Below are 14,577 nucleotides of genomic sequence, written 5' to 3'. Positions count from 1 at the left end.
AGCACCGGGAACGACTCACGCAGCTGCTCCACCTGGGCGGGGTCGATCTGCACGGAGAGCACCTCCTCGCCGTGGCCCGCCTCGGCCAGCAGAGAGCCGGTGCGGGCAGGACGGCCGGCCATGGCCCCGACCCTGGGGTGAGGGCGCGGCCGGGTCACCCGGGTGGGCGGGGTGGGTGGAGCGCCCGCTGCGTGGGGCACCGGTGGGGACGGCCCGGGTCAGCCGCCGGGGACGATGACGTCGTCACCGTTGACGGCGCTGTACCAGCCGGTGGCGCCCTCCTGGGTGTAGATGCGGCCCAGGTCGGAGATGAGCACCACCGCCCAGTCCTCACCAGAGGGGATGCCACGCACGTGGTGGGCCTCCTCCACGGGCGACATCGGCCGCAGCCACCCGCCCAGCGGCACCTCGAACGGCACGTCGCTGGCGTCGTCGGCCCGCCGACCCAGCACCACCGCCGTGGTCGGCGAGGCCCAGTCGACGCTGGTGACCTGGGTGAGCGTGGGCGCCACCGGACGGGGCTCGGTCAGCGCCTCGGGGTTGCCCTCGCGGTCACGGACGATGCCGGACATGCCCAGCACGTGGCGGCCGTCCTCCTCGGCGGTGACGACGAGCGCCCGGTGGTCGTCGGGCCCGACCTGCAGCTGGAGGATCTGGGTGCCCCGCTGCAGCCACTCGGCCGTGACCGGGCGCGCGACCGCCCGCTGCAGCGGCACGCTGGTGTCCATGGTCCAGACCCGCGGTCCGCGGGCCGCACGGCCGGCCACCCACAGCTGCCCGCTCTGGTCGTAGCTGGGCTCGGTGAGCTGCTGGCCGATACCGGACATCACCCGCTTCTCGCCGTCGTGCCACCGCCACAGCAGGCTGCGGTCGGCGGACACGCCGGCCAGGTCGGCCACCCGGGAGTTCGCAGCCAGGTGGGTCCACGCCACCGGCACGTCGGGCAGCTCGGTCAGCTCCTGGGCGCCGGGGCCCTCGTAGTCGCGCAGCCGGTACTCGAACGGGTCGACGTAGCTGAGCTGCGCGCCCTCGCGCAGCAGCCCGAACCGGGCCGTCCGCTCGGCGGTCCGGTACCCCAGCTGGTTCACGCTGCCGGCGTCACCGGCGATCTGCCCCCCGTCCGGGCCCAGCACCTCCAGCGGCCGGCCCCCGGACTGCAGCTGCACCTGGCTGACACCCGGCGCCTGGAACAGCGTCTGCGCCAGTGGCGCCCATACCTGGCCCAGCTCGGCCTGCCCGAGCCCGGCCCCGGACAGGTCGACGGTCGCGGTGCCGCTGGCGTCGACCGGCACGCCCGAGGAGGACAGCTCCACACCCTCGGGCGCGGTGGGTCGCACCGCGCCCACCAGGTGGTCCGGTGGCGTCCGCAGCTGGGCCCGCGCCAGCGCGGTCGGGATGCCGGAGCCCTGGGCGTACCCCGGGAACCAGCGCACGTCGGGCACGAACACGTCCCGGTGCCGGGCGAGGTAGTGCAGCGTGTCCGCCCGGTAGATCCGGTCGAACTCGGCGCGGCTGAGCCACAGCCCGAAGTCGTCGGGGAAGGCCCCGACGCGCCACTCCCCGCCCACCCGGGTCATGGTGAACCGCTCGGTACGGGAGGTGCCCTCGCGCAGCTCGGTCAGCCGGCCCTGCTCGTCGACGACGCCCTGCACCTCCAGCGAGGCCTCCACGGCACCACCGACGTTCTCCAGCTGCAGCGGGCCGTCGTAGACCAATACCTGCGCCGTCGGCGACCACTGGGTGGCCAGGTCCTCGGTGAGGAACTGCCGGGCCACCTCGTGGTCGTCGGAGAAACCGGCGTTGGCCAGCAGGAAGCCGCGCACGATCTCCACCGGGTCAGCCCCCGCGGCCGGCCCGGACGGCAGCACCTGCACCCCCTGCTGCGGCTGGCTGAGCACCGGCAGCCCCCGGTCCACCGTGCTGCTGGTGGGCAGCCCGCCGCACGCCGCCAGCCCCAGCAGGAGCAGCGGCAGCAGCAACCGGTGAAGAATCCTCATCGCGGCTCCTGCGGCAGGGTGGGCGGCACCGTGTCCTCCTCGGCCTGGCGGTCCTCGGCCTGGGCCACCGCGGCGCCCAGGTGGAGGTCACGGACGTCACCGGACTGCAGCGGCGGCGGCTCGGGAACCACGGTACCCGCGACGCGCGGCAGCGTGAGCACGAAGCACGCCCCCGCACCGGGCCGGCCCCAGGCCTGCAGCCAGCCGCCGTGCACCCGGGCGTCCTCCTGGGAGATCGCCAGTCCCAGGCCGGTGCCGCCGGTGGTGCGGGTACGCGCGCTGTCGGCGCGCCAGAACCGCTCGAAGACGTGCTGCACCTGGTGCGGGTCCATGCCCATGCCGTGGTCGCGCACCGCGACCGCGACGATGTCACCGTCGGGCGAGCCGGTGACGGCGATCTCGATCGGGTTGCCCTCGCCGTGCTCGACGGCGTTGCCGACCAGGTTCCGCAGGATCCGCGCCACCCGGCGCCGGTCCACCTCGGCGTAGGCGTCCTCGCTGTCGGCGTGCACGGTGACGGTGCTGCCGCTCTCCTCCACCAGCCGGCGCAGGCCGGTGACGGTGCTGTGGACCATGGCGAGCAGGTCGGTGCGCTCGAGGTCCAGGACCGCGGCGCCGGAGTCGTAGCGGGAGATCTCCAGCAGCTCGGTGAGCAGGTCCTCGAACCGGTCCAGCTCCTCGCGCAGCAGCTCGGCCGACCGTGCCAGGTGGACCGGGAAGTCGTCGCGGGAGGCGTACAGCACCTCCCCGGCCATCCGCATCGTCGTCAGCGGCGTCCGCAGCTCGTGGGAGACGTCAGAGACGAACCGCTGCTGCAGCCGGGAGAGCGTCTCCAGCTGGGAGATCTGGGTCTGCAGGCTGTCGGCCATGCTGTTGAAGGAGACCGCCAGCCGGTCCAGCTCGTCGTCGGAGCCGCGCACCGGCAGCCGCTCGTCCAGGTTGCCCTCGGACAGCTGCTGGCTCACCTCCGCGGCCACCCCGACCGGCACGGTCACCATGCGCGCCGCTACCCAGGCCATCGCCGCCATGCCGACCAGCAGCACCAGCCCCGCGACGAGGAAGGTCCCCCGCAGCAGGTCCAGGGTGCCCTGCTCGCGCTCCATCGGGTAGAACAGGTACAGGTCGTGGGCGCCGGCGCGGGGCAGGTCGACCCGCGACCCCACCACGACCGAGGGCACGACCGAGCCGTCGGCGTACGGCACCCGGGTCACCATCACCTGCTGGTGGCCGCTGTCCTCGTCCACCTGCCCCCGCAGCTCCCCGGGCACCATTTGCGGCTCGACCGCGGGGCTGGCGTTGGTGCTGATGATGACGTCACGGTCGTTGCTCAGCCCCCGGACCAGCACCGCGCGGCGGGTGCTCTGGTCGGCCGGCGCCACCATGTTGACGGTGTCGAAGGCGGCGGCGTTGAGGCTGGCGTCGTCCCGGCGGTCGAGGGCGTCGAAGATCTCCTGCGCCCGCTGCGTCTGCTGCGCGGCGTCCAGCGTGGCGCTGGAGACCGCCTGCCGCACCAGGCCGTCGGCGACCTGGGCGAACAGCAGCGTGCCCACCAGCGCCGACAGCAGCAGCACCAGCGCGACGGTCGTGCTGATGACGCGCGCCCGCAGCGAGGAGCGCCACAGCAGCCCGACCCGGCGCAGCTGCTCGCGGGCGGCGTCGATCATCGGCTCACGCCGGTCCCGCCTTGTAGCCGACTCCGCGCACCGTCACGACCAGCTGCGGGTTCTCCGGGTCGCGCTCGATCTTGGAGCGCAGCCGCTGCACGTGCACGTTGACCAGGCGGGTGTCACCGGCGTGCCGGTAGCCCCAGACCTTCTCCAGCAGCGTCTCCCGGTCGAACACCTGCGAGGGCTTGCTGGCCAACGTCACCAGCAGGTCGAACTCCAGCGGGGTCAGCGACAGCGGCTCGCCGTCGCGCTTGACCGCGTGCCCGGCCACGTCGATCTCCAGGTCACCCACCTGCAGCATCGCCGGCCGCTGGCCGTCGCTGCGGCGCATCCGGGCCCGCAGCCGCGCCAGCAGCTCCTGCGGCTTGAACGGCTTGACCACATAGTCGTCGGCGCCGGCCTCGAGCCCGGCCACGACGTCGGTGGTGTCGGTGCGGGCGGTGAGCATGACGATCGGCACGTGGGACTCCTCCCGCAGCTGCCGGCACACCTCGACCCCGTCCAGGGTGGGCAGCATCACGTCCAGCAGCACCAGCCCCGGTCGGAACTCCCGGAACATGGCCAGCGCCCGGCCCCCGTCCGCGCAGTGGGCCACCTCGTAGCCCTCCTTGCGCAGCACGATGCCGAGCATCTCGGCCAGGGCCTGGTCGTCATCCACCACCAGGATCTTCGGGTTCATCGCTCTCCTCGTCCGTCGGCCGGCCTCCGGCCGGTGCCCCGCTCGTGGTCGGGCCGGACCGCGTGGCCGGTCGCGCTGCGGTCAGTAACGGTAGTGGTCCGGCTTGTAGGGGCCCGCCACGTCCACACCGAGGTACTCCGCCTGCTCCTTGGTCAGCTCCGACAGCCGGACCCCCAGGGCGTCCAGGTGCAGCCGGGCGACCTCCTCGTCCAGCTGCTTGGGCAGCACGTGCACGCCGAGCGGGTAGTCCTCCGGGGTGGTGTGCAGCGCCAGCTGGGCCAGCACCTGGTTGCTGAAGGAGTTGGACATCACGAAGCTCGGGTGCCCGGTGGCGTTGCCCAGGTTCAGCAGCCGCCCCTCGGCGAGCACGATCACCGAGTGCTCCGGCCGTCCGTCCGCGGCCGGGATCGTCCACTCGTGCACCTGCGGCTTGATCTCGGTGCGGGTGACGCCGGGGACGCGGGCCAGCCCGGCCATGTCGATCTCGTTGTCGAAGTGGCCGATGTTGCCGACGATCGCCTTGTCCTTCATCGCCCGCATGTGGTCGGCGGTGATGACGTCGCGGCAGCCCGTGGTGGTGACGAAGAAGTCAGCGGTCTCGACCACGTCCTCCAGCCGCAGCACCTGGTAGCCCTCCATCGCCGCCTGCAGCGCGCAGATCGGGTCGACCTCGGTGACCACCACCCGGGCCCCCTGCCCGGCGAGCGCCTCGGCGCAGCCCTTGCCGACGTCACCGAAGCCGCACACGACCGCCTGCTTGCCGCCGATCAGCACGTCGGTGGCCCGGTTGATGCCGTCGATCAGGCTGTGCCGGCAGCCGTACTTGTTGTCGAACTTGGACTTGGTGACCGAGTCGTTGACGTTGATCGCCGGGAACAGCAGCTCCCCGCGCTCAGCCAGCTGGTAGAGCCGGTGCACGCCGGTCGTGGTCTCCTCGGTGACCCCGCGGATCCCGGCGGCCACCCGCGCCCAGCGGCCCTCCGGGCCCTCCTGCAGCGTGTCGCGCACCGTCTGCAGGATGACCCGCCACTCCTCGGGGTCCTCCTCGCTGGCGCCGGGCACGGCCCCGGCGGCCTCCCACTCGCGCGCCTTGTGCACCAGCAGGGTGGCGTCACCGCCGTCGTCGAGGACGAGGTTGGGGCCCTCCTCCCCCGGCCAGCTGAGGATCTGGGTGGTGCACCACCAGTACTCCTCCAGCGTCTCGCCCTTCCAGGCGAACACCGGCACCCCCCGCGGCTCCTCCGGGGTGCCGTCGGGACCGACCACGACCGCGGCGGCCGCCTCGTCCTGGGTGGAGAAGATGTTGCAGGAGGCCCAGCGCAGCTGGGCGCCCAGTGCGGTGAGGGTCTCGATGAGCACGGCGGTCTGCACGGTCATGTGCAGCGACCCGGCGATCCGGGCGCCCGCGAGCGGCGCCTGGCCGGCGTAGCGCTCGCGCAGCGCCATCAGCCCCGGCATCTCGTGCTCGGCGAGCCGGATCTGGTGCCGGCCGGCCTCGGCGAGGTCGAGGTCGCGGACCTTGAAGTCGACGGTGGTGGTGCTGCGCTGAGGTGCCATGGCGCCTACTGTATGTCGCCGGGTCCCGCCAGCCCGAGCAGCGCGTTCTCGGCCACCTCGGCGAGGGCGGGATGGATCCAGAACTGCCCCCGGGCCACGTCGTGGGCGCGCTGGCCGAAGCTCATCGCCTGGATGAGCGGCTGGATGAGCGAGGAGGCGTGCGGTCCCATCAGGTGGGCGCCCAGCAGCTGCCCGGTGCGCCGGTCGCCCACCAGCTTGGCCACGCCGGTGCTGTCCTCCATCGCCCAGCCGTAGGCGGTGTCGCCGTAGCTCTGCACGCTGACGCTGACGTCGTGGCCGGCGGCGCGGGCCTGGCCCTCGGTGAGCCCGACGGTGGCCAGCTGCGGGTGGGTGAAGACCGCCGCGGGGACGTAGCGGTGGTCGAAGCGACGCAGCCGCTCCGGGTGCGCCAGGTTGTGGGCGACCACCCGGGCCTCGTGGTTGGCCAGGTGCTTGAGCTGGTAGGGCGCGCTAACGTCGCCCAGCGCCCACACCCCCTCGGCCGTGGTGCGGCCGTACTCGTCGACGGCCACCCGGCCGTCCTCGCGCACCGCCACCCCGGCCGCGTCCAGCCCCATCCCGTCGCTGTTGGGCCGCCGCCCGGTTGCCACCAGCAGCAGGTCACCGGTGGCCGGCTCGGCGCCCTCCAGCTCGACCACCACCTCGGCCCCGGCGCGGCGCACCCGGCGCACGGTGACGCCGGAGCGCACGTCCCACTGGGTGCGTGCCAGCGCGGTGAACCGCTCGCTGATCTCGCCGTCCAGCTGCCGCAGCAGGTGCGCCCCGCGGGTGAGCATGGTCACCCGCACGCCGAGCGCCGAGAACACGTGGGCGAACTCGGCACCGATGAACCCGCCGCCCACGATCACCACGCTGTCGGGGAGGTCCTCGATCCGCATCACGGTGTCGGAGGTGTGGTAGGGCACGCCCGAGCCGGCCACCACCGGCGGGATCTCGGGGCGGGAGCCGGTGGCCAGCACGACCTGGTCGGCGGTGACCCGGTGCCGGGAGCCGACCTCGTGCTGCCCGGACCCGTCGGTGATCTCGACCTCGAGCTCCCGCGGACCGGTGAAGGTGGCCTGGCCCAGGTAGGCGGTCGTGTCGGGGCCCTCGACCCGGTAGCGGCGGCCGGCCTCGCTGATGGGGTCGATCCGGCCGAAGACCCGGTCCCGGATGTCGCGCCAGCGGACCCCGTCCAGGGTGGCGTCGACGCCGTAGCGGCTCGCCTCCCGGACCGTGGTGGCCACCTCGGCGGCGTAGACGAACATCTTGGTGGGGATGCAGCCCACGTTCAGGCAGGTCCCGCCGAAGATGCCCCGTTCCACGACCGCGACCCGCCGGCCCGCGAAGTCGGGGGTCACCAGCGAGTTGCCCGATCCGGAGCCGATGATGACCAGGTCGTAGTGCGCCACCCGGTGACCCTAGCGCCGGGCCCCGTCCCGCTCGGCAAGCAGGTCGTGCAGCACCATCAGCCCGTCGTAGAGCTCGGTGAAGGTCGTGGACAGCGGCGCGGGGCCGATCCGCATGCCGTCCGGGGCGCGGAAGTCGGGGACCACCCCCCGCCGCCACAGCTCGGCGGTGAGGTCGGCGAAGGAGGGGTGGGTGAGGGTGACGTGGCCGCCGCGGCGGGCGGGCTCGGCCGGGGACGCCACCTGCACGCCCCACTCCTCGGGCCACCCGGCGACGACCGCGCGGGCCAGGTCGGTGAGCGCCAGCGACTTGGCGCGCACTGCCCCGATGCCGGCCTGGGCGAGCATCCGCACCCCGGCGCGCACCGGCACCATGCCCACGACCGGCGGCGTGCCGCTCAGCAGGGCGCGGATGCCGGCCGCGGGCTCGTGGCCGGGGCCCATCGTGAACGGGTCGCGGCGGCCCATCCAGCCCTGCACCGGCTGCCGCACCCGGTCCTGGTGGCGCCGGGCGAGGTAGCCGAACGCCGGCGCGCCGGGCCCGCCGTTGAGGTACTTGTAGGTGCACCCGACCGCCGCGTCGGCGCCCCACTCGTCCAGCGCCAGCGGCACCGAGCCGGCCGAGTGGCACAGGTCCCACAGCACCATCGCGCCCGCCTCGTGCGCGGCGGCGGTGACGCCGGGCCCGTCGGCCAGCCAGCCGGACCGGTAGGCGACGTGGCTCAGCAGCACGACCGCGGTGCGCTCCCCCACCACCGCGCGCACCTGGTCGAGGGTGACGCCGGCGGCCGGGTCCGCCTCGATCCAGCGCAGCCGCAGCCCCCGCTCGGCCGCGACCCCTTCGGCGACGTCGCGGTCGGTCGGGAAGTTGTCGGTGTCCAGGACCAGCTCGACCCGGGCCGGGTCCTCCTGCTGCTGGGCGGCGACCATGCCGCGCAGCAGCTTGTAGAGCAGCACCGTCGTCGAGTCGGCCACCACGGTCTGCCCGGGGGCGGCGCCCAGGGCAGCGGCCGCGACCAGGTCGCCGGTCTCCTCCGGCCAGCCCATCCACTGCTCGTCCCAGGACCGGATCAGCCGGGTGCCCCAGTCGTGGCGCACGAACCTGACCAGCTCCTCGGCGAGCCCGGCGACCGGCCGGCCCAGCGAGTTGCCGTCGAAGTAGGCCACGACCCCGGGGGCCGGCTCGAACCGTGCCGGGTAGTCCGCCAGCGGGTCGGCCTCGTCCAGCATCCGCGCCCGCTCCCGGTCGGTCACGGCGCTGCCCCGTGGTAGCCACCGGGCCGGACGTCCTGGATGCGGGAGCGGACGTCGTAGAGCTCAGGGAAGAAGGTCAGCTCCAGCGCCCGGCGCAGGAACGGCACCCCGGAGGATCCGCCGGTGCCCGGCTTGCCGCCGATGATGCGCTGCACGGTGCGCAGGTGCCGGAACCGCCAGACCTGGAAGTTGTCCTCCACGTCCACCAGCGCCTCGCACAGCTCGTAGGCGGCCCAGTGCCGGGTGGGCTCGGCGTAGATCCCGGCCAGCGCGTCGACCACCTGCCGGTGCGGGGTGTAGGGCTGGCTCCAGTCCCGCTCCAGCACCTCCTCGGGCACCGGGTGGCCCCTCCTGGCGAGCCAGGCGAGCACCTCGTCGTAGAGGCTGCGGGCCTCCAGCGTGCGGCGCAGCTCCTCGTGGACCTCCCGGTCGTGCTCGAAGACCGGCAGCATCTGCGGGTCCTTGTTGCCGAGCAGGAACTCCACGGTGCGGTACTGCCAGGACTGGAAGCCGGAGCCGGAGGCCAGCGCGGACCGGAACTGGGCGTACTCGCTCGGGGTGAGCGTGGCCAGCACCGACCACTGCTCGGTGAGGGTGTGCTGGATGTGCTTGACCCGGGCCAGCCGCTTCAGCGCCGGGTGGATGTCGTCCGCGCGCACCAGCCCGATGGCCGAGCGCAGCTCGTGCACCATCAGCTTCAGCCACAGCTCGGAGGTCTGGTGCTGGATGATGAACAGCATCTCGTCGTGCCGGGGCGGCACCGCCTGCGGGTGCTGGGCCGACAGCACCCGGTGCAGGTCGAGGTAGTCACCGTAGGACAGCGTCCCCGACAGGTCGCGCCGGATCTCGGGCTCCAGCTCGCGCCGGCTGCTGCCCCGCGGTTCCGGGTCTCCGCGGGCACCCTGGCGGTCCTGGGTCACGTCCTGCCTCCTTGCGACGACGTCGGGGCCAGTATGGCGCCCGCCTCAGCCGGTGCGGTCCCGCAGGTCCGCCACGTGCGGGGAGACCGCCGGGTCCAGCCCCAGGCCGAGCGCCAGGTAGGTCGTCGCGAAGTCGACCGTGGCCAGCTGCCCGGCCAGCCGGGTCAGCGGCGCCCCGGGCCCGGCCGCGACCTCCATGACCCGCACCCCGGCCTCCCGGGCGGTCTGCTGCACCGCGTCGGTGAGCGCCTGCGCCTGGGTCGACTCCCGGGTGGGCGGGTCGACGGGGGCGTCGCGGAGCAGCAGCAGCCCCAGCTGCGGCATGCTGGGGTTGTCCAGGAACGGGTCGGCGAAGACGTCGCGCCCGCTCTCCCCCTCGGGGCCGCCGGGGTGCTCCATCAGGCTGCCCTCCGGCGCGTCGAAGTGGCGTGGCTCCCACTCGCTGGTGTCGATGTCCCCCAGCCGGATCCGCCGGTCGTCGTAGGTGCCGGGCCGGCCCCCGTCCAGCGGGGTGGTGAACGGCCCGTCGAAGCAGGCCACGACCTGGCCGGCGGCGTCGGGCAGCTCCCCGCACAGCGCGGGGACGCGGGCGGTGCGGGCCAGCATCGCGCTGGCGCGGTTGGCGGCCACGCCGGTCAGCGGCCCGTCGGCGAGCACCACCGGGATGGTCTCGGCCAGCTGGCAGGCCAGCAGCTTGGCCTCGTTGACGAAGGTCTCCGAGGACGGCCGGTGGGTCTCGGCCTGCTCGTCCAGCCGGGTGGCGACCTCGGCCAGCACCGACGGCGGGGCCTGCAGCAGCCCGAGCGCGTGCCCGCCGAGCAGCACGGGGGTGAGCAGCGTCCACAGCGCGGTGCGGGAGCTGGCCCGGCCGTGGCCGGTGCCCACGTGCACGCCGCGTGCCCGGTGGCACACCTCCGCCAGCGGGGAGTCCTCGGCGCCGACGGTGAGCAGCGAGGCACCGCGCCGGGCGGCCTCGGTGGCCACCGCCAGCGGGCCGGGCGCGCGACCGGACAGCGAGACCGCCACGACCAGGTCCAGCGGCCCCACCCAGCCGGGCAGCGGCAGGTTGCGCCTGGCCTGCACCGGCACCGGGGAGCCGGGCTCGGCCAGCAGCTCCAGCACGTCGGCGACCAGCGCGGAGCCGCCGAGGGCGGCGACGACCACGGCCCGGGGCCGGTCCTGGCGGCCCAGCCGCTCGATCCCCGCCTCCTCGGCCAGGGTCACCCCCTCCCTGACCTGGGCGCCGGCGGTGGCCAGTGCCCGCAGCGTGTCGCGGCTGTCTTTGCGGACCAGCTCCTCGACGTCGTCGAGCAGGGCCTCGTCCAGGTAGGGCGCCATCAGCCGGACACCAGCTCGGCGTCGTCGGCGAGCAGCACCGGGATCTGGTCGACGACCGGGTAGCGGCGCCGCTGCCCGGGGGCGCCGCAGTCCTCCGCGCACTGCAGCGCGGGGGCGCCGTCGGGCCCGGTCACCTCCAGCAGCCGGTGCCGCCCCACCGGGCACCGGAGCACCTCGCGCACCCACGGGTCCAGCGCGAGCCCCGCCTCCGTGCCGGCCTCACCGTCAGCAGCCTCGGTCATTCGTCCTCCTCACCGGCGCACCAGCGCCAGGACCTCGTCGCGGACCCGGTCGACGGTGCCCGCCTCGTGGCCCTCGACGTTGAGCCGCAGCAGCGACTCGGTGTTGCTCGGGCGCAGGCTGAGCCACCACCAGGGGTGCTGCTCGTGCACCAGTATCACCCCGTCCAGCTCCTCGGCCTCGGCGCCCTGCTGGCGCCCCCACGCCCGCACCCGTTCCAGGGCGGCGGGGACCTCGGCGACCGGCACCGCGGTGTTGATCTCGCCAGAGGCGACGTAGCGGCCGTACCGGTCCACCAGCGCCGACATCGGCCCGGCCTGGCCGGCCAGCGCGCTGAGCACGTGGAGCGCGGCCAGCATCCCGGAGTCGGCGAACCAGAAGTCCCGGAAGTAGTAGTGCGCCGAGTGCTCCCCACCGAAGACCGCGTCGTGCTCGGCCATGCAGGCCTTCACGAAGGAGTGGCCGACCCGGCAGCGGACCGGCCGGGCACCGGCGGCGCGGACGGTGTCGGGCACGATCCGGGAGGTGATGCTGTTGTGCACCACCGCCACCTGCTCGGCGGGGGTCCCGGCGGCCACCGCCCGGCGCACCTCGCGGTCAGCGACCAGGGCGGCCACGACCGCGGGCGGGACGACCTCGCCGCGCTCGTCGACGACGACGCAGCGGTCGGCGTCGCCGTCGAAGGCCAGCCCCAGGTCGGCGCGCGTCTCCCGGACGGTACGGCACAGGTCGGCGAGCGTCGCCGGCAGCAGCGGGTTGGCCAGGTGGTGGGGGAAGCTGCCGTCGAGGTCGAAGTAGAGCGGCACCAGCTCCACGCCCAGCCCGGGACAGTCCAGCACGGCCGGCGCGGTCAGGCCGGCCATGCCGCTACCGGCGTCCACGACCACCCGCAGCGGGCGGCCGCCGTCCAGGTCGACGAGTGAGTGCAGGTGGTCGGCGTAGTCGCCGAGCACGTCCTCGGTGCGCACGTCGCCGACGCGGGAGGGCCGGGGAAGCGCGTGCAGCGACCCCCGGTCCAGCAGCCACTGCGCCAGGTCGCGGACCTCGGCCAGGCCGCTGTCCTGCCCGACCGGCCGCGCCCGGTCGCGGCACAGCTTCAGGCCGTTGTCCTGCGGCGGGTTGTGGCTGGCGGTGACCATCGCCCCGGCCAGCCCCATCCGGCCGCTGGCGAAGTAGAGCTGGTCGGTGGAGCAGGGGCCAAGCGCCACCACGTCCACGCCCTGCTCGGCCACCCCCTCGGCGAAGGCGGCTGCCAGCTCCGGCGAGCTCGCCCGCACGTCCCGGCCGACGGCCACGCCCGGCAGCCGCTCGGGGGCCACCACGACCTGCGCGAACGCGGCTCCCAGCGCCCGGGCCACGCCGGCGTCCAGCTGGTCGGGGACCCGGCCCCTGACGTCGTAGGCCTTGACGATGTCGTGCAGCCGGGAGGAGGTCACGGCCGTCGAGACTACCGGTCGCGCAGCACCCGCAGGTGGCCCCGGCGGGCCACCTCGGTCACCCCGGCCGACACCTCGCCGGCGGCGGCGGGCACCGGCCGGGTCCCGGCGGCGCGTTCGGCCTTGTGCTCCCGCACCGCCTCGGCGAGCGCCACCAGGTCGTCGGGCGCCTCCTCCTCGTCCACGGCCAGCCGCACGACGTCCCAGCCGCGCGGGGCGGTGAGCCGCTCGGCGTGGCGGCTGCACAGGTCGTAGGAGTGCGGCTCGGCGTAGGTGGCCAGCGGCCCCAGCACGGCCGTCTGCTCGGCGTAGACGTAGGTGAGCGTGGCGAGGGCACGCTCACCACATCCGGTCCTGGAGCATCGGCGCGTCACGGTCACGCGGGCGACTCTATGCGCTCGCCCCGACATCGACGGCACCACCACGCCGGAGGGCCCGGGGCGGGCCGGTCCGGACGTAGGCTGACCCGCATGGGCAGCACGGGACGCCGGGACCGGCACGGCCGCGGCATGCGCGGGCCGCTGGCCTGGCCGCGGCTGCCGCTGATGGCTCCGCCCGCGCGCCGCTTCGACGACCTGGTCCTGGACGCGCTGGCCGCGGTGGAGCGCCGGCTGGGGCGCTCGCTGGAGTCGCTGGAGGTGGCGGTCGAGGACGTCCCGCCCTCGGACCCCGCGCCGTGGGAGGAGCGGGTCGCGCTGGGCCGCACCTTCCCGGCCGAGCCCGGGCTGCCAGCCCGGGTGGTCATCTACCGCCGGCCGGTGGAGACCCGGGCCCGGTCCGCCGGCGAGCTCGCGCTGCTGGTGCACGAGGTCCTCGCCGAGCAGGTGGCCTCGCTGACCGGAAGCGACCCGGACGACCTGGTGTAGCCGCCCGGCGCCGGCCCTGGCAGACCGCCCGCCCGGGCGGCTGGCCCGGTCAGGGCAGCCAGGGCACCAGCTGGGAGATGTCGCGGGTCAGCGGGGAGGGCAGCAGCGGCGTGGCCGCGAGGTAGGGGCCCGCGCTGTCCCCCGCGCCGGTGACCAGGGCGGCGTGGACGTGCTCGTCACCGCCGCGCACCCAGACGCTGCCGCCGGCCGGGGCCCGGACCGTGCCGGTGCCGGCGGCCGGCACGCTGACCTCCTGCTCGCTGGTCGCGCCCTCGGGGCCGACGGTGACGACGGTGACCTGCCGCTCCTCGCGTGCGGCCAGCACCAGCACGCTGGTGGTCTCCAGGTCGCCGGCACCGGCGACGGGTGCGCCGGCGAGGCGCCCGACCGGCTCCGTGGCCGGCAGCCAGGTGAGGTCTCCCAGGGGGCCCTCCCGGTGCGCGGGCGGGACCTGGTCGGTGGCGCGGTGGCTCAGCATCGCCGCCGCCACCACCGGCTCGTCGCTGCGGACCTGGACCGCGTGGTGACCGGCGGGCAGGTCACCGAGCGGGATGTCGACGACCTGCCCCGCGGGGACCCGGGTGACGTCCTCGCCGATCCGCGCCGGCCCCTCCGGCGTGAGCAGGCGCACCTGCACCACCGCCTCCGTCTCGCCCGGCACCGCGACTCGCAGCTGCGCGCTGGCGCGCGTCCGGTCGCTGTCCGGGACCCGCACCCCCGGCAGCAGCAGGTCGGTGCCGGGCAGGGTCGCCGGCGGGGTCACCGCCATGCCCAGGTCCCGGGTGCCGGCGAGCCACCGGTCACCGAGGGCAGCGGTGACCGGCCCACCCTCGGCCTCGACGTGGAGCACCGGCGACTCCTCGCCGGGAGCGAGCGCGTCCACGAGCAGCACCGCTCGCTGCCCGGGCGCGACGACGACGCCCTGGCCACCGGGCGCCTCGAGGGTGCCGCCGCTGCCCAGCACGGTGACGTCGACCGTGACGGGGTTGCCCCCTGGGTTCTGCAGCACCAGCCGCTCGGCGCGGCCGGCCTGCCCACCGCCGGCGACCAGGTAGGCCTCGGTCACCGGTTCGGTGCAGGGCGCAGTGGCCAGCCCGCGACGCTCCTGCTGCTGGCTCAGGTAGAGCTGCGCGGCCGCCACCCCCGGCAGCTGCGGGAGGGTGTAGCCCAGCAGGTCGGCGAAGCCGGCGCTGGTGAGCGTGACCGGCACCGCC

At 74.9% G+C, this 14,577-nt stretch carries 13 protein-coding genes; 1 reads left to right on the top strand and 12 read right to left on the bottom strand.

The features are described 5' to 3' along the window. Positions 1 to 218: 218 nt before the first annotated feature. The 11 genes from GFJ45_RS11775 to GFJ45_RS11725 all read right to left on the bottom strand — a co-directional run bounded on the left by GFJ45_RS11775 (position 219) and on the right by GFJ45_RS11725 (position 12,877). Positions 219 to 1,997: an LpqB family beta-propeller domain-containing protein gene (locus tag GFJ45_RS11775; RefSeq protein WP_153397434.1), complete on the bottom strand. Its 1,779-nt coding sequence runs from the start codon at positions 1,995 to 1,997 to the stop codon at positions 219 to 221. Next, positions 1,994 to 3,661: an MtrAB system histidine kinase MtrB gene (gene mtrB, locus GFJ45_RS11770; RefSeq protein ID WP_153397432.1), complete on the bottom strand. Its 1,668-nt coding sequence runs from the start codon at positions 3,659 to 3,661 to the stop codon at positions 1,994 to 1,996. The genes GFJ45_RS11775 and mtrB overlap by 4 nt, the downstream gene beginning before the upstream one ends. A 4-nt stretch (positions 3,662 to 3,665) precedes the next feature. Next, positions 3,666 to 4,343 carry an MtrAB system response regulator MtrA gene (gene mtrA, locus GFJ45_RS11765; RefSeq protein ID WP_153397430.1) on the bottom strand — a complete coding sequence of 226 codons (678 nt, stop codon included), beginning with the start codon at positions 4,341 to 4,343 and terminating at the stop codon, positions 3,666 to 3,668. An 81-nt stretch (positions 4,344 to 4,424) separates the two neighbouring features. Beyond that, positions 4,425 to 5,900: an adenosylhomocysteinase gene (ahcY, locus tag GFJ45_RS11760; protein WP_153397428.1), complete on the bottom strand. Its 1,476-nt coding sequence runs from the start codon at positions 5,898 to 5,900 to the stop codon at positions 4,425 to 4,427. 5 nt (positions 5,901 to 5,905) lie between these two features. Then, positions 5,906 to 7,312 (bottom strand): mycothione reductase, encoded by a 1,407-nt coding sequence (locus GFJ45_RS11755; RefSeq protein WP_153397426.1) that lies wholly within the window; start codon positions 7,310 to 7,312, stop codon positions 5,906 to 5,908. Between the two features lie 9 nt (positions 7,313 to 7,321). Continuing rightward, complete coding sequence (locus GFJ45_RS11750; RefSeq protein WP_228386923.1) at positions 7,322 to 8,563, bottom strand: kynureninase; 1,242 nt, start codon at positions 8,561 to 8,563, stop codon at positions 7,322 to 7,324. Then, positions 8,560 to 9,483, bottom strand: a complete 924-nt coding sequence (locus GFJ45_RS11745; protein ID WP_153397425.1) for a tryptophan 2,3-dioxygenase — start codon at positions 9,481 to 9,483, stop codon at positions 8,560 to 8,562. The genes GFJ45_RS11750 and GFJ45_RS11745 overlap by 4 nt, the downstream gene beginning before the upstream one ends. A gap of 45 nt (positions 9,484 to 9,528) precedes the next feature. Next, on the bottom strand, positions 9,529 to 10,821 hold the full coding sequence (locus tag GFJ45_RS11740) for an SIS domain-containing protein (RefSeq protein ID WP_153397423.1): 1,293 nt from the start codon (positions 10,819 to 10,821) through the stop codon (positions 9,529 to 9,531). Further along, complete coding sequence (locus tag GFJ45_RS11735; RefSeq protein WP_153397421.1) at positions 10,821 to 11,063, bottom strand: Trm112 family protein; 243 nt, start codon at positions 11,061 to 11,063, stop codon at positions 10,821 to 10,823. The genes GFJ45_RS11740 and GFJ45_RS11735 overlap by 1 nt, the downstream gene beginning before the upstream one ends. A 9-nt stretch (positions 11,064 to 11,072) precedes the next feature. Further along, positions 11,073 to 12,497, bottom strand: a complete 1,425-nt coding sequence (gene manB, locus GFJ45_RS11730) for a phosphohexomutase domain-containing protein (protein WP_153397419.1) — start codon at positions 12,495 to 12,497, stop codon at positions 11,073 to 11,075. An 11-nt stretch (positions 12,498 to 12,508) separates the two neighbouring features. Beyond that, positions 12,509 to 12,877, bottom strand: coding sequence for a DUF3499 domain-containing protein (locus GFJ45_RS11725; RefSeq protein ID WP_153397417.1), 369 nt, complete (start codon positions 12,875 to 12,877; stop codon positions 12,509 to 12,511). 90 nt (positions 12,878 to 12,967) lie between these two features. On the opposite strand from GFJ45_RS11725, the gene GFJ45_RS11720 reads away from it, so the two are divergent. Further along, a complete protein-coding gene (locus tag GFJ45_RS11720; RefSeq protein WP_153397415.1) occupies positions 12,968 to 13,363 on the top strand; it encodes a metallopeptidase family protein in 396 nt (131 codons plus the stop codon). A gap of 49 nt (positions 13,364 to 13,412) precedes the next feature. Here the strand turns inward: GFJ45_RS11720 and GFJ45_RS16395 are convergent. Beyond that, positions 13,413 to 14,577: DUF5719 family protein (locus GFJ45_RS16395; protein ID WP_194288635.1), on the bottom strand; the 1,165-nt coding region annotated here is incomplete at its 5' end.

It is taken from the genome of Ornithinicoccus halotolerans (genome assembly GCF_009602535.1).
Lineage (GTDB): Bacteria > Actinomycetota > Actinomycetes > Actinomycetales > Dermatophilaceae > Ornithinicoccus > Ornithinicoccus halotolerans.
Note: the sequence above shows the minus strand (reverse complement) of the source record. Positions and strands in the feature narration are given on the sequence as shown.